The 17,257-nt window shown below is 66.1% G+C and carries 15 protein-coding genes; 8 read left to right on the top strand and 7 right to left on the bottom strand.

Annotated elements, in window-relative coordinates; genetic code table 11:
* Positions 1 to 20 precede the first annotated feature (20 nt).
* Entirely contained in the window at positions 21 to 509 is a 489-nt protein-coding gene (locus tag ACM0PB_RS08470; RefSeq protein WP_032954065.1) for a hypothetical protein, read from the top strand.
* 159 nt (positions 510 to 668) lie between these two features.
* On the opposite strand, the gene ACM0PB_RS08465 is transcribed toward ACM0PB_RS08470, so the two are convergent.
* Together ACM0PB_RS08465 and ACM0PB_RS08460 are read right to left on the bottom strand one after the other, a co-directional pair.
* A complete protein-coding gene (locus tag ACM0PB_RS08465) occupies positions 669 to 2,261 on the bottom strand; it encodes an MASE1 domain-containing protein (RefSeq protein ID WP_065186143.1) in 1,593 nt (530 codons plus the stop codon).
* Positions 2,262 to 2,486: 225 nt separating this feature from the next.
* A complete protein-coding gene (locus ACM0PB_RS08460) occupies positions 2,487 to 3,725 on the bottom strand; it encodes an NAD(P)/FAD-dependent oxidoreductase (RefSeq protein ID WP_216654973.1) in 1,239 nt (412 codons plus the stop codon).
* Positions 3,726 to 3,925: 200 nt separating this feature from the next.
* On the opposite strand from ACM0PB_RS08460, the gene ACM0PB_RS08455 reads away from it, so the two are divergent.
* From ACM0PB_RS08455 to ACM0PB_RS08445, 3 genes are all read left to right on the top strand, one after another.
* Positions 3,926 to 4,687, top strand: a complete 762-nt coding sequence (locus ACM0PB_RS08455) for a gamma-glutamyl-gamma-aminobutyrate hydrolase family protein (protein WP_235649772.1) — start codon at positions 3,926 to 3,928, stop codon at positions 4,685 to 4,687.
* Positions 4,684 to 6,081 (top strand): glutamine synthetase family protein, encoded by a 1,398-nt coding sequence (locus ACM0PB_RS08450; RefSeq protein WP_005415923.1) that lies wholly within the window; start codon positions 4,684 to 4,686, stop codon positions 6,079 to 6,081. Before ACM0PB_RS08455 ends, ACM0PB_RS08450 begins: the two co-directional genes overlap by 4 nt.
* A 91-nt stretch (positions 6,082 to 6,172) precedes the next feature.
* The gene (locus ACM0PB_RS08445; protein ID WP_065186097.1) at positions 6,173 to 7,282 is read left to right on the top strand and encodes a polyamine ABC transporter substrate-binding protein; all 1,110 of its coding nucleotides are present in this window, start codon (positions 6,173 to 6,175) and stop codon (positions 7,280 to 7,282) included.
* On the opposite strand, the gene ACM0PB_RS08440 is transcribed toward ACM0PB_RS08445, so the two are convergent.
* Entirely contained in the window at positions 7,279 to 8,706 is a 1,428-nt protein-coding gene (locus tag ACM0PB_RS08440) for a flavin-containing monooxygenase (protein WP_065177398.1), read from the bottom strand. The genes ACM0PB_RS08445 and ACM0PB_RS08440 overlap by 4 nt on opposite strands.
* Positions 8,707 to 8,997: 291 nt before the next feature.
* Here ACM0PB_RS08440 and ACM0PB_RS08435 point away from each other — a divergent pair, with 291 nt between their 5' ends.
* From ACM0PB_RS08435 to ACM0PB_RS08420, 4 genes are all read left to right on the top strand, one after another.
* A complete protein-coding gene (locus ACM0PB_RS08435) occupies positions 8,998 to 10,134 on the top strand; it encodes an ABC transporter ATP-binding protein (RefSeq protein ID WP_005415926.1) in 1,137 nt (378 codons plus the stop codon).
* Positions 10,131 to 11,063 carry an ABC transporter permease subunit gene (locus ACM0PB_RS08430; RefSeq protein WP_005415927.1) on the top strand — a complete coding sequence of 311 codons (933 nt, stop codon included), beginning with the start codon at positions 10,131 to 10,133 and terminating at the stop codon, positions 11,061 to 11,063. The genes ACM0PB_RS08435 and ACM0PB_RS08430 overlap by 4 nt, the downstream gene beginning before the upstream one ends.
* Positions 11,060 to 11,902 (top strand): ABC transporter permease subunit, encoded by an 843-nt coding sequence (locus ACM0PB_RS08425; protein ID WP_005415928.1) that lies wholly within the window; start codon positions 11,060 to 11,062, stop codon positions 11,900 to 11,902. The genes ACM0PB_RS08430 and ACM0PB_RS08425 overlap by 4 nt, the downstream gene beginning before the upstream one ends.
* Before the next feature lie 83 nt (positions 11,903 to 11,985).
* Positions 11,986 to 13,350, top strand: a complete 1,365-nt coding sequence (locus ACM0PB_RS08420) for an NAD-dependent succinate-semialdehyde dehydrogenase (protein ID WP_414604683.1) — start codon at positions 11,986 to 11,988, stop codon at positions 13,348 to 13,350.
* 75 nt (positions 13,351 to 13,425) lie between these two features.
* Here the strand turns inward: ACM0PB_RS08420 and ACM0PB_RS08415 are convergent, their stop codons facing one another.
* From ACM0PB_RS08415 to ACM0PB_RS08400, 4 genes are all read right to left on the bottom strand, one after another.
* Entirely contained in the window at positions 13,426 to 14,448 is a 1,023-nt protein-coding gene (locus ACM0PB_RS08415; RefSeq protein ID WP_065177395.1) for a magnesium and cobalt transport protein CorA, read from the bottom strand.
* 6 nt (positions 14,449 to 14,454) lie between these two features.
* Positions 14,455 to 15,705 carry a lipoprotein N-acyltransferase Lnb domain-containing protein gene (locus ACM0PB_RS08410; RefSeq protein ID WP_414604682.1) on the bottom strand — a complete coding sequence of 417 codons (1,251 nt, stop codon included), beginning with the start codon at positions 15,703 to 15,705 and terminating at the stop codon, positions 14,455 to 14,457.
* On the bottom strand, positions 15,702 to 16,583 hold the full coding sequence (locus tag ACM0PB_RS08405; protein ID WP_005408827.1) for a CorC family transporter: 882 nt from the start codon (positions 16,581 to 16,583) through the stop codon (positions 15,702 to 15,704). The genes ACM0PB_RS08410 and ACM0PB_RS08405 overlap by 4 nt, the downstream gene beginning before the upstream one ends.
* Before the next feature lie 64 nt (positions 16,584 to 16,647).
* Entirely contained in the window at positions 16,648 to 17,214 is a 567-nt protein-coding gene (locus tag ACM0PB_RS08400) for a hypothetical protein (RefSeq protein WP_005415933.1), read from the bottom strand.
* Positions 17,215 to 17,257 lie beyond the last annotated feature (43 nt).

Raw genomic sequence — 17,257 nt, 5'->3', positions numbered from 1 at the left:
CTACGGAGTCCGCCCGGTATATGCTGATGCGATTGGCGGTAGCATCCTTCTTGATCCGTATTGCATCCAACCTGGAGGTTAGTGTGAGAAGTTTCCGAATTCATGCATTTGCTGGTGCATTGATGTTGGTGCCGGTATCCGTTTTTGCTTTTGCCCCGGGTGACGACCATGGAATCAAGATGGCCGGCCAAGGACTCGGCCAGTCGATTCCGCAGGCACAAGACCTGAGCGTGGATCCCGGCTGGTTGGTCTATGGGTTCGAGCGCGATGGCATGGACTATTTCCAGGTAAACGATCTCGCAGGGCACGTGCACATCGTGATCGGCAATGCTGCGGGCACGTTCTGGGTGCTGCCGGCAGGTGACCCATCTGCGAGGGTGTCGTTGCCGGAGCAGCGCCTGCCTGTTCCCGCAAAAGCCACCAGAACGGTTGTCTATCGGTCTTCCGCATTCACGCTGGTCAGATATGCTGGCGGAGCTGATGTGTTGTGGGCGGTAGAGGCACCCTGATACTGCCTGTTGCCGGGATATCGGCGAGCTTGAGTGTCGGGCTGCATGGGCACCCGGATGTTCGCCGGGTGCCCATGACGCCCTTGGCCAGGGGATGAGCGGGACGCTTATGCGATTCCGCTGCTTTGGTTCGCTCCGGCCGCTTGACTGTGAAATGCACTACTGCAGCGCAGAGGGTGCGGGGCAGTTGTACTGCGATGGAGCGCTGGGCACTGCCTCAAGTTTTGATTCACGGTCGAGGAACAGAATCCTGACCCGGTTGCCATAGCAGTCAACGGTCCCGTCATAGGGCAGGGTTCGCCCGGACAGCCGCTCGAACGCTGCCATGGTTGTCTGCTGGGAAAGGCGCCGACGCGACTCCAGCAGCGACACGACCATGAGGATTCCGCGCCTGGAACCCATTCCGCCGCACCTTGCACGAATGCGAATCTGGCCACCTTCATGCTTGAGAAGAATGGAGACCGCATCAATGAGTGTTCGGTAAGCGGCCAACTGCAGTTCCACGCTCAGGTTGCAGGGGTCGCCCTTCAGATCCGGGCGGAGAACGCGCTCCGTCAGCTTCCATGACTCACGGATGCCGCCAGCCTGCAAAGCCACGTAAAGCCCAAGATGCTCCAGGCCCGAGGGATAGACCATGCTTGTCTGTTCGCGAAAGAGCCGCGAATGCACATTTGAGGTATGCAGAAGGCTGCTGGCCACTGCGTGATGTCCCTGGGCCTTGAGCCAGTCGGCCAGCTCAACCAGCGACGTATCAATGCCGTCGCCGAGCTTGCGAAGGTGCAGGGCACGCTCACGCAGCTCCATCTCGCTGGCCAATTGCGAGCTCCTCGCAAGATGGATGGCGTCCCTTTCCCCCATCTCGCGCAGCCTGTAACGATGGTAGAAGTGGGTGATGCGTGATCCGAGCAACAGCAATACGATGCCGCTGATCGCCATGATCTGCTGGGTGATGAAGGCCGCTGGATCGAATGCGGTTGGATGTGTGTTGGGCGTGGTCAGGCCGATGACCATGTTGAGCACCGGCACTGCAAGGGCGGCACCCTTCCAGCCATACAGGCAGGTAAGTGCGGCCGCGGGGAGTGCCAACAGCAGCAGGAGCGTTGCCTTCAGCGCAACCCAGTCTGCGGGCAGTTGAGTTGCTGCTATCCCGATCAGCAGCATCAACGAAAGTGCCGCCAGCATCGGGGTCTTTCGTCCAGCGTTCCACTCCTGCCCCACGTCCTGTCGCGCCCACAGCATGGCGATGGGGGCCACCGTCAGAATGCCGATGAAGTCGCCCACGCTGTAACGCGCCGCATTGGTCAGGAAGGGCGTGGAAGGGGGTGTTGGCCAGAGCAGATGGGAAAAGCTGAGGTTCAGCAGAGTAATAACGACGCTGGAAGCGGCGGCAATCAACAAGAGGCCGATCGTCTGCGACTCCGCCATCAGTCGCCGTTGCAGCTTCACAATCAACATCACTGCGGGCATGAGGAACGCGGAGGCAACAATGACCCATGTCAGGCCGTACTTCTCGATCATTGGCACGCGGGACTGTGCAAAGTACGCATATTCGCCCAGCAGCAGATAAGGCCACAGGCGCGGCGGGCACAACAGTACGGCCGCCACCCGGATGCCGGCTGGCAAATAGAACTGATCCAGCGACAGCTGTCGGGTTGCCCAATAGGCAACTGCATAAAGCAAGGCAAGCATCAGGCCAGCCGGACGAATGCGCACCTTCAGCAACAATCCTTCTTTCCACCAGTCCAATCGCACGTCCCCCTCTCCTACGTGTCCCCTGTCAGCTTCCATTCGCCGCGGGGCCCGGTTTCTCAGGACGTTATCGGTCTGCGAACGATTATGCAATTGCACAGCTGCGCATTTAGGTAATTGACCAACCATCCATCACACATGTTGCGTGAAAATCTGTGACGTGTGCAGCACGATCAGCGCTGCGGTGCGCTTGTCAGAACGTTCAATACAGGTGGAGATGCAGAATCTTCACCACAACGCATCCCGCAGCTTGTACCACGACATCGCCGCCACCAGCAGCGGCGTGCGCAGCAGCCGGCCGCCAGGGAAAGGCGCATGCCGCAGCCGCTGGAACACGTCCAGGCGCTCGCTCTGGCCGGCAATCGCGGCGGCGATGACTTCGCCGGCCAGCCCGGCGGCGGCCACCCCATGGCCGGAGAACCCCTGCGCGAAGTACAGGTTGCCGTCCAGCCGGCCCCAATGCGGGGCGCGGTTGCGGGTGATGTCCACGTAACCGCCCCAGACCTGCTCCAGCGGCACGTCGGCCAGTTGTGGAAACACCTGGTGCATGCGCCGCTGCATCACCCCGTGCAGGCCGGGTGGGGGCAACGCCGAGTAACTGGCGCGACCGCCGAACAGCAGCCGGTGATCGTGGCTGAGGCGGAAATAGTCCAGTGCCCACGCGGTGTCGGCCACGGCCATGTTGTTGCCGATCAGGGCGCGGGCGCGCTCGGCACCGAGCGGCGCGCTGGCGCCGATATAGGTGCCGACCGGCATGATCCGGCGTTCCAGCTCGGGCAGCAGGCCCTGCAGCCAGGCATTGCCGGCAACTACCAGGTGCGCAGCGCGCACGCTGGCCCGCGCGGTATGCAGGGTGGGCTGCGGTCCGCGCTGCACGCGGGTCACTGCGGAGTTCTCGTGGATCACCACGCCGGCCGCGCGCGCCGCATCGGCCAGGCCACGCGCATAGGCCAGCGGGTGCAAGTGCGCGCTGTGCGGATCGAACATCGCGGCGCGGTAGCGCGGGCTGTCCAGCTGCGCGCGCAGGGCATCACGGTCCCACCACTGCATCGGGTAGTCGTAGTGGCGCTGAAGGTGCTCGCAGTTGGCGTGCAGGTCGCGCTCGTGGCGTTCGCGGATGGCGACGCTGGCGTGGCCCTCCACCCAATGGCAGTCGATACCATGGCGATCGATGCGCCTGCGCATCGCCTGTACCGCTTCGCGCGACCAGTCGAACAGGTGGCGCGCATCGTCACGGCCGAGCTGACGCTCCAGTTCGTCCACCTCGCAGCCATAGCCGGCCAGCGCCTGGCCACCATTGCGGCCGGACGCGCCCCAGCCGACCCGCTGTGCGTCCAGCACCACCACGCGCTGGCCACGCGCGGCCAGTTCCAGTGCGGCGGTCAGGCCGGTATAGCCGGCGCCCAGCACCGCAACGTCGGCCTGCACCTGCCCCTGCAACGAGGGCAGTGCGGGTGGTTCGGGCAGGCTGGAGGCATACCAGCTGGGCGGAAACGCGGCGCTCACTGCAGGCCTCGCGGGTGCAGTGCGGGAGGGCGGAGCAGGGCAGGTCGATCAGCGTTCACCCCGGTAGTTTCGCCGATGCGCGGCAGCTGCGGTGTGACGACAGCGACTTGCCGCCGTTGCCAGGCGACGGGTAACGTGTCGGCACGCCAAGGAGTGACCCCATGCGCCGCCTGCCCTGGGTGGGCCTGCCCACCGACAGCACCGTGCTCGGCCACCACCGTTTCGCGGTGGCCGGCGAGAAGTACGTGCGCGCGCTGGCCGAGGCGGCCGAGGTGACCCCGGTGGTGTTGCCGAGCCTGCAGCCACCGTTGCCGGCCAGCGACTGGCTGCTTGGGCTCGATGGCCTGCTGTTGACCGGCGCGGTCAGCAATATCGAACCGCAGCACTACGAGGGTGGCCGCAGTTGGCCAGGCAATCCGCATGATCCGGCCCGGGATGCCAACGCCTTTGCGTTGCTGCACGAAGCGCTGGCGCTGGACCTGCCGGTGCTGGCGATCTGTCGCGGTTTCCAGGAATTGAACGTCGCGCTGGGTGGCAGCCTGCATCCGCAGGTGCATGCGGTGCCCGGCCTGGCCGACCATCGCGAAGACCCGCAGGCGCCGGTGGAAGTGCAGTATGGGCCGGCCCATGCGGTGACCCTGGTCACCGATGGCTGGCTGGCGCAGTGGCACGGCAGTAGCCGCGCGCAGGTCAATTCGGTGCACGGACAGGGCATCGCCCGCCTCGCGCAGGGCCTGCAGGTCGAGGCCATGGCCGATGACGGACTGGTCGAGGCAGCGCGCAGCCTGCACCATGGATTTGTGCTCGGCGTACAGTGGCATCCGGAGTGGCGTGTCACGCAGACGCCGTTCTATCACGCTATTTTCCGTGCGTTCGGCCAAGCTTGCCGGCAGCACCAACAGAACCGACTGGATTCCCGATGAGTTCCCGAACGCGCCCGCGCAAGACGGCCACGCCCCCCGCACCGCAGGAAAGCAGCCTGCTGCGCTGGCTGAAGGAGCGGCGCATCACCGAGGTGGAATGCCTGGTGCCGGACATCACCGGCAACGCCCGCGGCAAGATCATTCCTGCCGACAAGTTCTCGCACGATTACGGCACGCGCCTGCCGGAAGGCATCTTCGCCACCACCGTCACCGGCGAGTTCCCTGACGATTACTACGACCTGACCTCGCCGTCGGACTCGGACATGATGCTGCGGCCCGATCCGGATACGGTGCGCATGGTGCCGTGGGCAGCCGATGCCACCGCGCAGGTCATCCACGATTGCTACACCAAGAGCGGCGAACCGCACGAGCTTGCGCCGCGCAACGTGCTGCGCCGCGTACTGGCGGCTTATGCGGAACTGGGCCTGCGCCCGGTGGTGGCGCCGGAGCTGGAGTTCTTCCTGGTGCAGAAGAACACCGACCCGGACTTCCCGCTGCTGCCACCGGCCGGTCGCTCGGGGCGCCCGGAGACCGCGCGGCAGTCGTACTCGATCGACGCGGTCAACGAGTTCGACCCGATCCTCGACCTGATGTACGACTACGCCGATGCGATGAAGCTGGACGTGGACACGCTGATCCACGAATCCGGCGCAGCACAGCTGGAGGTGAACTTCACCCATGCCGATGCGATGGACCTGGCCGACCAGGTGTTCCTGTTCAAGCGCACCATGCGCGAGGCGGCGATGCGCCACGGGGTGTACGCCACGTTCCTGGCCAAGCCCATGGAGAACGAGCCCGGTAGTGCCATGCACATCCACCAGAGCCTGGTGCGGGTGAGCGATGGCAGCAATGTGTTCGCTGGCGAGACCGATGCTGAGGGTGAGTTCAGCCCGGTGTTCGGCCACTACCTGGGCGGTCTGCAGAAGTACGCGCCGCAGGCGATGGCGTTCTTCGCGCCGAACGTGAATTCCTACCGGCGCCTGGTGTTCGGCGAGGTCTCGCCGAGCAACGTGCACTGGGGTTTCGACAACCGTACCTGCGGCCTGCGCGTGCCGCTGGATACACCGGAAAACATGCGCGTGGAGAGCCGGTTCGCTGGTTCCGACGCCAATCCGTACCTGGCAATGGCGGCCACCCTGGCCTGCGGCCTGCTCGGCATCCGCGAGCGGCTGGCGCCGGACGCGCCGGTGACCGGCAGCGCGAAGGAACTGGGCTACAACCTGCCGCGCTCGCTGGGCGAGGCGCTGGACGGGCTGGAGCAGTGCAGCGAGCTCCAGGCCCTGCTGGGCGAGCGTTTCTGCCGCGCCTACATCTCGGTCAAGCGCAAGGAATACGAGACCTTTTTCCGCGTCATCAGCTCGTGGGAGCGCGAGTTCCTGCTGCTGAACGTCTGAGCATCTGGAATAGAAAAATCCGCCGCCGGGGGGTAGGCTGGCACCCGTCGCCGGCCCCGCCGGCCCCCCTTCCCGCATTCTGGAGCACCCGATGAAGCTGCGTATCCTCACGCTCGGCCTGGCCTCCGCCATGCTTGCCGCCTGTGGCGGTGGCAACGGCGGCGCGCAGGACAGCCAGGTCCTGAACGTCTACAACTACAGCGATTACATCGCCGAGGACACCATTCCGACCTTCGAGAAGGAGAGCGGCATCAGGGTGACCTACGATGTGTTCGACAGCGATGAGATGGTCGAGACCAAGCTGCTGGCCGGCAACAGCGGCTACGACGTGGTGGTGCCGACCCTGAACTTCTTCGGCCGCCAGATCCAGGCCGGCGTGTTCCTGCCGCTGGACAAGAGCAAGATCCCGAACCTGGCCAACCTCGATCCGGCGGTGATGAAGCGCATCGCCACCCAGGACCCGGGCAACCAGTACGGCGTGCCGTACATGATCGGCACCACCGGCATCGGCTACAACGTGGACATGCTGAAGCAGCGCTTCGGCGGCAGCACCGATATCGCCAACAGCTGGGACCTGGTGTTCAAGCCGGAGAACATCAGCAAGATGAAGGACTGCGGCGTGACCATCCTGGACACGCCGGCCGACATGATCCCGATCGCGCTGCATTACCTGGGCCTGGATCCGCACAGCGGCGACCCGGCCGAACTGCAGAAGGCGGCCGACCTGCTGAAGTCGATCCGCCCGTACGTGCAGAATTTCCACTCCTCGCAGTACGTCGGCTCGCTGGCCAACGGCGGCACCTGCCTGGTGGTCGGCTGGTCCGGTGACATCATCCAGGCCCGCGACCGCGCCGAGGAAGCCAGCAATGGCGTGCACGTGGCTTATTCGATCCCGAAGGAAGGTGCGCCGCAGTGGTTCGACATGCTGGCGATCCCGAAGGACGCCAAGCACCCGGAAGCGGCTTACAGGTTCATCAACTATCTGCTGGAACCGAAGGTCGCCGCGGCCAACACCAACTTCATCCACTACGCCAACCCGATCCCGGCCGCGACACCGCTGGTGGACGAGGCGATCCGCACCGACCCGACGATCTATCCGCCGGCTGACGTGGCCGAGAAGATGTTCACCTACTCGATCAACACGCCGGAGACCGACAAGCTCTACACCCGGCTGTGGACCGAGGTGAAGACCGGCCGTTAAGCGGGTCTGGCGCCGCCGGGCGTTGCCCGGCGGCCGCCTTGCTTCACCGTGCCGGAATCGGTACCGCCGCCCTCGCCAAGGTGCCTCAGGATGGCCGGCAGCAGGTCGCGTGCATCGCGGCCGCCGTTGCACAGGAACGACGAACTCATCCGCTGCAGGTTGTGCATGCCGATGAAGAACAGGCCCGGTTGCGGGGAAACGCCAAACTCGCCCAGCGGATAGCCGTGGGCATCCAGCGCGCCCTGCACATCGAGCCAGGGCCACTCGGCGACGAAACCGGTGGCCAGCACCACCGAGCGGATGTCTGTGGACGGCAGATCCAGCTCGCACGGGGACGGTTCCGGCTCCCAGTGCAAGTAGACCTCTTCGGGAATGTAGCGGGCATCGTCGGTGCGCGGTTCGGGCCGCGTGGCGTAGTACGCGCTGGCCAGCGAATCGAGATAGGCATACTCGGCCCGCGTCGCTTCGATCGCGGCGCGAAGTTGCGGGCGGACATCGGCGAAGCGGGCGGTGTTCCCATTGAATTCCTGCAACCGGCCCAGCAACCTGATGCCTGCACGGTGCATCGCCAGCAGGCTGATCGAACTGCCCAGGCCGGCGCTTCCCTTGCCGGAAATCAGGGGGAACTCCGCGGTGCGGGCCTTGCGCAGCGCGTCCGGCTCGCCTGCCAGTACGGCCGCCGATTGGCTTACGTGTTGATGGATGCGCCCGGCCATGTCCCACCAGGTCATCGAGTCCTTGCCGCGCAGCCGACGGGTGTGCGAATGACGCTCGGCCAATGACCAGTACACGCTGCGACCACCGTCGCGCAGGTCCTGGGCGATCTGCGCGCCGGACTGGCCGCCGCCGATGACCAGCACCGCGCCCTCGGGTAGCTGGCCGGGACCGCGGTAGTCGCTGGAGTGCAGCATGGTGAGGCCTGCTGCGGGCGCGAACGGGGCCCGGGGCAACCGCGCCCGGCGGTATTCACCGGTGGCAACCACCACCGCCTGGGCATGGATCAGTCCCCGGCTGCTGTCGATGGCATAGCCACCGGACTCGGGCCCGACCCGATGGACCACGCACCCTTCGCTGATCGGCAACGAGCGCTCGTCGGCATAGTCGCGCAGCCGTCGGATCACTTCCGGGGCCCCCATGAACCCTTCCGGGTCATCCCCGGCATAGGCATGGCCATGCAGGGCCATGGTCGCGTTGGCGGTGTTGGTCTGGAACGAATCCCAGCGTCGCCGCCAACTGGCACCCACGGTTTCGGCCTCCAGCACGCGATGCTCGACGCCGGCCTCCTGCAGGAGCGCGCTGAGCGACAACCCGGCCTGGCCGGCGCCGATGATGACCAGCGGCAGCCGTGCAGGCAGGCAGCCCGGCAGGCGGGGCGGGAAAGGGGAGGGGCTGTCCGGGGAAATCACCAGGGTCGGTCCATGCAAGGCCTAGATCCGGGGCATTGCGCGGGGAATGTCCCGGGCTTTCAATGGATCCCGCTCTGAAAAATGTTGCAGATCGGGCCGCCGCCCGTGGTGTCTGGCCGGGACGGCCGTCCGGGCGTCGAGGAGACCCCGGGCCTCCCGGCGCACAGGCCACCATGGCGGGGGAAAACCGACACACCTCGGGAGGCCTGGGCGCGCCAGCGGCCGCTTCCACCCACTGCCGTCATATCCCCTTCGGCCCCCGGCCGTTAGAATGGCCGCCGCTGTCCACCGCCCGCTCCCGGAGCCCCCATGCCCGTTGAAGCCCAGCCGGTAGCCGCCGTCGTCGACACGACCGGTGCGCCCGGCTATCTCTCCATTCGTGATCTGCGCAAGGAATTCGACGGATTCGTCGCCGTCGACGACGTCAACCTGGACGTGCGCAAGGGCGAGATCTTTGCCCTGCTCGGTGGCTCCGGCAGTGGTAAATCGACCCTGCTGCGCTGCCTGGGTGGCTTCGAGACGCCCACCAAGGGCAGCATCACCGTCGATGGCCAGCGCCTGGACGCGCTGCCACCGTACCAGCGGCCGGTCAACATGATGTTCCAGTCCTATGCCCTGTTCCCGCACATGACGGTCGAGCAGAACATCGCCTTCGGCCTGAAGCAGGATGGCCTGGGCAAGGACGCGATCAGCAAGCGCGTCGGCGAGATGCTCGACCTGGTGCAGATGGGCCACCTGGGCAAACGCAAGCCGCACCAGCTGTCCGGTGGCCAGCAGCAACGCGTGGCGCTGGCGCGGTCGCTGGCCAAGGGGCCGAAGCTGCTGCTGCTGGACGAACCGATGGGCGCGCTGGACAAGAAGCTGCGCTCGCAGATGCAGCTGGAACTGGTCAGCATCATCGAATCGTCGGGCGTGACCTGCGTGATGGTCACCCACGACCAGGAAGAAGCGATGACCATGGCCACCCGCATCGCGGTGATGGATGCCGGCTGGATCCAGCAGGTCGGCAAGCCGGACGAGGTCTATGAGCAGCCCGCCAACCGCTTCGTCGCCGAGTTCATCGGTTCGGTCAACCTGTTTGACGGGGTGATCGACGAGGACCTGCCCGAGTACGTGACCGTGCGCTCGCCGCTGTTCCCGGCGCCGATCTACATTGCCCATGGCATCACCTGCTATGAAGGGCAGCCGGTCGCGTTCGCGCTGCGCCCGGAGAAGGTGATGATCGGCAAGGACGAGCCGGAAGGGCACACCAACAAGGCGCAGGGCGTGATCGAGGACATCGCCTACTTCGGCAGCCACTCGGTCTATCACGTGCGCCTGCCCAGCGGCGCCAAGGTGCTGGCCAACTTCGCCAACTCGCAGCGCTGGGCCAGTGATGGCTTCACCTGGGGCGACGAGGTGTGGGTGCACTGGCGCGACAACGACGGCGTGGTGCTCACCTCATGAGCGTCGCCGGCCTGAAGCGCTGGCTGCCGGGGCTGCGTGCCACGGTGATCGGCATTCCGTACCTGTGGCTGCTGCTGTTCTTCGCAGTGCCGTTCCTGATCGTGCTGATGATCAGTTTCTCGCTCAGCCGGGTCGGCTCGCCGCCGTATACCTGGCTGTTGCAGTACGTGGACGGCGGGTTCTCGCTGAAGCTGAACCTGGAGAATTACCTGGCGCTGTTCCGCGATTCGATCTATGCGCAGGCCTTCCTGAGCTCGATCAGGATCGCGGCCATCTCCACCTTCCTGACCCTGCTGATCGGCTACCCGATGGCCTATGCCATCGCCCGCCTGTCGCCGGCCGCACGCAACGTGGCGATGATGCTGGTGGTGCTGCCGTCGTGGACCTCCTTCCTGATCCGCGTGTATGCGTGGAAGGCGATCCTGGACCGCAACGGCCTGCTTGACCAGTTCCTGCAGTTCACCGGCCTGCAGGCGCTGATGACGTCGATGGGCCTGCCGAAACTGCAGTTGATCGATACGCCGACCGCGGCCTACATCGGCATCGTCTACTGCTACCTGCCGTTCATGGTGCTGCCGCTTTACGCCAACCTGGTCAAGCATGACCACCGCCTGCTGGAAGCGGCCTACGACCTGGGTGCCAAGCCATGGCAGGCCTTCCTCCGCATCACCCTGCCGCTGTCGAAGGCCGGCATCATCGCCGGCTGCATGCTGGTGATGATCCCGGCAGTGGGTGAATTCGTGATTCCGGAAATGCTGGGGGGCTCGGAGACGCTGATGGTCGGCCGCCAGCTGTGGAACGAGTTCTTCAACAACCGCAACTGGCCGGGCGCGTCGGCGATGGCGGTGGCGATGATCCTGTTGCTGCTGGTGCCGATCCTGCTGTTCAACCGATCCCAGCAGCGCCTGCTGGAAGGGAAGCAGGCATGAGCCCGCGTACCGCCAAGGGCCTGGGGCTGGGCGTGCTGCTGCTCGGCTTCGCCTTCCTGTACCTGCCGATCCTGCTGTTGATGTTCTATTCGTTCAACAGCTCGCGGCTGGCGATGGTCTGGGCCGGGTTTTCCACCCGCGCCTACAGTGACCTGTTCGCCGACCGCGCGCTGATGGATGCGATGTGGACCAGCCTGGTGGTGGCGTTCTGGACCGCCTGTACCGCCACCGTGCTGGGCACGCTGGCGGCGATGGTGATGACCCGCTTCAAGCGCTTCCGTGGCAAGCCGCTGTTCGGTGCGCTGGTCACCGCGCCGCTGGTGATGCCGGATGTGATCCTGGGCTTCTCGCTGATGGCGCTGCTGGCCTCGATGGGCGCGATTCCGGGCTTCCCGGCGCGCGGCCTGGCCACCATCTGGATCGCGCACGTCACCTTCACCCTGTGCTTCGTCACCGTGGTGGTGTCTTCGCGCCTGCAGGAAATGGACCTGTCGCTGGAAGAAGCCGCGATGGACCTCGGGGCCAGCCGGCTGACCGTGTTCACCCGCATCACCCTGCCGATCATCGCGCCGGCGCTGGTGGCGGGCTGGCTGCTGGCGTTCACCCTGTCGCTGGATGACGTGGTGGTGGCCAGCTTCGTCGCCACGCCGGGCTCGACCACGCTGCCGATGAAGGTGTTCGCATCGGTGCGCATGGGCATCAGCCCGAAGATCAATGCACTGGCCACGCTGCTGGTGTCGGCGGTATCGATCGCCGCGGTGATCGGCTGGTACATCAATGCCCGCGCCGAGAAGCGGCGCCAGCGCGACCTGCAGCTGGCGCGGCAGGACAACGGCTGAGTACACGATCCGTCCACTGTGCCGGCAACACCCGGCTCACGGCCGGCGGCGCACAATGGGGGTCTTCCAGATGGAGATTCCCCATGACCGTCGAGATCGTCGACCCGGCCACCGGCCAGGTGACCTACCGCCATGAACTGATGGGCGCTGCCGACATCGAGCAGCGCCTGCAGGCCGCCGCCGATGCGTTCCCCGGCTGGGCCGAGCGTTCGCTGCAGGAACGCGGCGTGATCCTGCGCCAGATCGCGGCGCAGCTGCGCACGCGCCGCGACGACCTGCAGCAGGCGATGACCCACGAGATGGGCAAGCTCAAGGCCGAAGCGCTGGCCGAGGTCGACAAGTGCGCTGCCGCCTGCGAGTACTACGCCGACCACGCGGCCGACTACCTCAAGCCGCAGTTGATCGACACCGAAGCCCAGCGCAGCTACGTGCGCTACGAGCCGATCGGCTGCGTGTTCGCGGTGATGCCGTGGAATTTCCCGATCTGGCAGGTGTTCCGCTTCCTCGCACCGGCGTTCATGGCCGGCAACGTGGCCCTGCTCAAGCACGCCAGCAACGTGCCGCAGTGTGCCGACCTGATCCTGGCGGTGTGCCGTGATGGCGGCCTGCCGGACGGCGTGTTCGACGTGCTGCACATCGACAACGACCAGGCCGCCGACGTGCTGCGCGACGCACGGGTGAAGGCGGTGACGCTGACCGGCAGCGAGCGGGCAGGGCGCTCGATCGCCTCCAACGCCGGCAGCCAATTGAAGAAGTCGGTGATGGAGCTGGGTGGCAGCGATGCCTTCGTGGTGCTCGACGATGCCGACCTCGGCAAGACGGTTGCGGCAGCGGTGAAGTCGCGCTTCGACAACAGCGGGCAGACCTGCATCGCGGCCAAGCGGTTCATCGTGGTCGAGGCGGTAGCCGATGAATTCACCCGCCGCTTCGTTGAAGATGCGGCCGAGCGCCAGTACGGCGACCCCGATGAGCGGGGCACCACGCTGGCGCCGATGGCCCGTGCCGATCTGCGCGATGAACTGCACAAGCAGGTACAGGCCAGCGTGGCCAAGGGTGCGCGGGTGCTGATAGGCGGCGAGCCGATTGCCGGCACCCATGCCGGCTATCCGGCCACGGTGCTCGACCAGGTCGGCCCGGGCATGCCGGCCTACGACGAGGAACTGTTCGGTCCGGTGGCTGCGGTGATCCGGGTCGCTGATGAGAGCGAGGCACTGCGCGTGGCCAACGACACGCGCTTCGGCCTGGGCGGCAGTGTGTGGACGCGCGATCCGGTGCGCGGCGAAGCCTTCGCGCAACGCATGGAATGCGGTGCGGCCTTCGTCAATGCCATCGTCAAAAGCGATGCGCGGCTGCCGTTCGGCGGCAGCAAGCAGTCTGGCTTTGGCCGGGAACTGGCCGACCACGGCATCCATGAGTTCATGAACATCAAGACCGTTTACGTGGCTTGATGCCGAATGGCAATGCCGGCCGCTGGCCGGCATTGCCCTGGTTGCCGGCCAGCGGCCGGCACTACCACCAGCGGGTCACAACCACTTTGCGCGCTTGAACAACCGGTACAGGCCCACGCAGACGCCGCCCACACCAACGATCATCAGTGGGTAGGCCCACGGTTGGCTCAGCTCCGGCATGTGGCTGAAGTTCATCCCGTACCAGCTGGTGATCAGCGTCGGTGCCGCCAGCAGCGCGGCCCACGCACCGAGGCGCTTGACCGTCTCGCCCTGCGCCAGCGTGACCAGCGACAGGTTCACGCTGAGCGCGGTGCCCAGCATCTCGCGCAGGGTGTCGATCACATCGCTGATGCGTACCGCGTGGTCGTGCACGTCACGGATGTACAGCTTCACTTCGTCCGGAACCAGCTCGCCCTGGTAACGGCGCAGCTGGGCCAGCACATCCTGCAGCGGCGCCACCGCCATCCGCATCTTGTTCAGTTCGCGCTTGAGCTCGTACAGGCGCACCACGGTGCTGCGCTTGTAGTTCTCGGCGAAGATGTCCTTTTCCAGCAGGTCCAGGGTGTCGCGGAAGCGGTGCACGATCGGCAGGTAATTGTCGACCACGAAGTCGGTCACCGCGTACAGGCAGTACGACGGGCCCATCTTCAGCAGCTGCGGCTCACGCTCGACTCGAGCACGTACCGGCGCGTAGGACAGCGAGGCGCCGTGGCGCACCGTCACCAGGAAGCGCGGGCCGAGGAAGGCATGGGTTTCGCCATACTGGATGCGCTCGTCGACCATCTGCGCGGTGGTGACCACCACGAACATCGAATTGCCGTAGGTCTCGACCTTGGGCCGCTGGTGCGCGTTGCGCGCATCCTCGATGGCCAGGTCGTGCAGGCAGAATTCTTCCTGCAGTTTCAGCAGCACATCGTCGTTGGGATCGTACAGGCCGACCCAGACGAAGCCATTGCCACTGGCGATGACATCGCTGATGGCGTCCAGGCTGATATCGTGGCGTATGCCCTCGTCATCATAGTGGACGCAGTTGATGACGCAGGCGGGGTTGGCTGAAGCAGGGGCGGAAGCGGAGGCGGGCAATGACATGCCCGCCATCGTGCGTCAGCGCCGTGTTTCGGACAAGTGAGGACGGCGCCCCAACACCCAGGCCAGTGCCGCGTGCACGGGCAACAGCAGTACGATCCACTGCACGTTGTACTGGGCCTGCAGGCTCAGCCAGTGCAGCACCAGCGCGGCCACGGCCTGTACCGCCAGCAGCCACAGCACGATCCTGAACATGCGCCCCGGCACGCGCCGGCGCAGCAGGCTGATTGCTCCGGGCAGCAGCAGCACGGCCAGCGGCGAAAGCAGCAGCAGGTTGCGGTTGGCCCAGGCGGCGTAGTGGGTGCTGAAGCCCCACAGGAACACCAGCAGGCTGCCGGCGACGGCGCACAACAGCCAGAACGGCAGGGCCAGCCCAGCCAGCAGGCGCGGCCGGTTGCGCAGCGCCAGCACGCCGCCGGCCACGACCAGACCAAGCAGCAGCCACGGCCACCAACGACGCGCGAACTCCTTCGGCTCCGGATCAATGCGGTGCGGCAGCAGTTCCTGTTCGGACTGCACCAGCGGCCGGCCATCACTGTTGCGTGCCTGGCGCAGCGCATCGGCCAAGCGCATCGGCACGAATGCTTCCTGCCAGCGCGACAGCGGCTGGTCGGCGAACGGCCCCAGGCCGACATCGAAGCCCAGCCACATCCACGGGGCGGGCGAGGCCAGGCGCACCGACTCGCTGCGGTAGGTGTTGCCGCGCGAACGCCCCGACAACTGCGACTGCAGGCCACCGCCCAGTGCCTTGTCCACCGTGTCGCGTACCATCGTGGCGCAGTTGGCGATGTAGTAATCGTAGTGGTAGCGCGCGTTTTCCGGCTTGGCCCGCTCGGCCAGGTCAGCGGCCAGGGAACGCGCCTGTTCGGGGCGCAGGTCCAGCCACTGCACGCTGGCACCGCGGCCGGTCTCGTCGTAGTACGACAGGTCCTGCTGCAGCGGCAGCGCCACCAGGTAATACATCATGTCGCCGCGCACGAAGCGGCTGATGAAGTCGTCCTCGGACGGATCGAAGTAGCCGAAGTTGTATGAGGTCGCTTCGCCACTGGCCGGATCGACCACGACGATGGCGTCATGGCCGAAGCGTTCGAAGAAAACCGTGCCCGGCTGCATGGTCACCACGCCGATGCGCGGGGCCGGGGCCTCCGCGTTGGCGGTGGCCGGTGCGGGCACGGCTGCCGCCGGCTGCGCGAAGGCCGCCAGCGGCAGGGCCATGGCCAGCACCCACAGTGCCAGCCACACCATGAGGATCAGGCCGCGGCGCTTCAAGCGTCGTCCTGCGCGTCCGGCGGCAGCACGGTCACGTGGAAGGCCTGAACCCGGCGCGCATCGGCGCGGGCCACGCGGAACATGAAGCGGTCCAGTGCCAGCTCATCGCCGACTTCCGGAAGGTGGCCCACGGCCTCGGTGACCAGGCCACCGATGGTGTCGTAGTCCTCGTCGGAGAACGTCGCGCCGAAGCGCTCGTTGAAGTCGCCGATCGGGGTCAGCGCGTCGACCACGTACTGGCCGTCGGACTGGATGGCGATCTGCGCGGACGGATCCTCGGCCTCGTCGTGCTCGTCGTCGATCTCGCCGACGATCTGCTCCAGCACGTCCTCGATGGTGACCAGACCGGCAACGCCGCCGTACTCGTCGACCACGATGGCCATGTGGTTGCGCGACAGGCGGAACTCCTTCAGAAGCACGTTCAGCTTCTTCGCCTCCGGGATCAGCACCGCCGGGCGCAGCAGCTCGCGCACGTTGGCCGGGCCGTTGTCGGCGACCACGCCGCGCAGCAGGTCCTTGGCCAGCAGGATGCCAAGGATGTCGTCCTTGTTCTCGCCGTGCACCGGGAAGCGCGAATGGCCCGATTCGACCACCTGCTTCATCAGTTCCAGGAAGGGCGCTTCGACCGGCAGCGAGACCATCTGCGAGCGCGAGATCATCACGTCGCCCACGGTCAGCTCGGCCACCGAAATGGCGCCTTCCATCATCTTCAGGGTATCGGCGGCGATCAGACCCTCTTCCTGCGCGGTGTGCAGGACAGCGACCAGCTCGTCGCGGGTGTGGGGTTCGCCGGAGAAGGCCGAGGTCAGGCGTTCAAGCCAACCGCGCTTCTTTTCACTGTGCTCCGCAGGGGAGCTACTACTGTCGTCTTCTGACATCTCTGGAAAAAAGGCACCCGGCAGGCCGGGCGTTGGCTCAAGTCTAGCAGGATGTGGCGGCCTGTCAGTGACCGTCGCTGCCCGGTCCGGTGATCGGCGGCGGGGCCAGTTCAGGCCGGGCAGGGGCTTCTTCTTCAGGCAGGTCCAGGCTGTAGGTACAGCCGGCCAGGGTCTTGCCCGGATGGGAGGCCACGGTGGAGACGCTGAGAATGATCGACTCGATCTGGGCCTCGCCGCTCTTCGGGTCGGTCACGTCGCGGCTGACCAGCTCGCGGCCGGCCATGAACTTGCCGTCCTGGTCGTAGCCGGTCTCCAGCGCCAGGCGTTTGGCCAACGGCCGCGGGTCAGCCTGGTCGAGGATCGCCATGATGCTGGAGCCGGCCACGGCGACCCGTTCGGTGCGGTCGCCGAACACGCTGATCGGCTGGGCCAGTCGGTACTCGCTCATGAACTGGTTGCCCTGGGGCAGCGGCTGCAGGCCGTGGGCGACGGCCTTCAGCGGATCAGCCAGCAGCGGTGCCAGTGCAGCGTGATCGGCTACGCCCTGGCGGCATTCGATCAGCGCCGGCAGGTCCAAGGCAGCGGCCGGGGCGGACGCGACGAGCAGCAGGGGCAGGACAATACGCAGCACGGGCACTGGATCCGCAACGGAAGGCAGGCCGGTGATCGTACCG

Source organism: Stenotrophomonas sp. AR029 (genome assembly GCF_047520695.2).
GTDB lineage: Bacteria > Pseudomonadota > Gammaproteobacteria > Xanthomonadales > Xanthomonadaceae > Stenotrophomonas > Stenotrophomonas sepilia.
This window is presented reverse-complemented; position numbering and strand designations above follow the sequence as displayed.

Bases quoted from the DNA above. Each gene is read 5' to 3' on its own strand.
- ACM0PB_RS08470 (WP_032954065.1), top strand. From the start codon at position 21: ATGCTGATGCGATTGGCGGTAGCATCCTTCTTGATCCGTATTGCATCC.
- ACM0PB_RS08455 (WP_235649772.1), top strand. From the start codon at position 3,926: ATGCGCCGCCTGCCCTGGGTGGGCCTGCCCACCGACAGCACCGTGCTC.
- ACM0PB_RS08450 (WP_005415923.1), top strand. From the start codon at position 4,684: ATGAGTTCCCGAACGCGCCCGCGCAAGACGGCCACGCCCCCCGCACCG.
- ACM0PB_RS08445 (WP_065186097.1), top strand. From the start codon at position 6,173: ATGAAGCTGCGTATCCTCACGCTCGGCCTGGCCTCCGCCATGCTTGCC.
- ACM0PB_RS08435 (WP_005415926.1), top strand. From the start codon at position 8,998: ATGCCCGTTGAAGCCCAGCCGGTAGCCGCCGTCGTCGACACGACCGGT.
- ACM0PB_RS08430 (WP_005415927.1), top strand. From the start codon at position 10,131: ATGAGCGTCGCCGGCCTGAAGCGCTGGCTGCCGGGGCTGCGTGCCACG.
- ACM0PB_RS08425 (WP_005415928.1), top strand. From the start codon at position 11,060: ATGAGCCCGCGTACCGCCAAGGGCCTGGGGCTGGGCGTGCTGCTGCTC.
- ACM0PB_RS08420 (WP_414604683.1), top strand. From the start codon at position 11,986: ATGACCGTCGAGATCGTCGACCCGGCCACCGGCCAGGTGACCTACCGC.
- ACM0PB_RS08415 (WP_065177395.1), bottom strand. From the start codon at position 14,448: ATGGCGGGCATGTCATTGCCCGCCTCCGCTTCCGCCCCTGCTTCAGCC.
- ACM0PB_RS08405 (WP_005408827.1), bottom strand. From the start codon at position 16,583: ATGTCAGAAGACGACAGTAGTAGCTCCCCTGCGGAGCACAGTGAAAAG.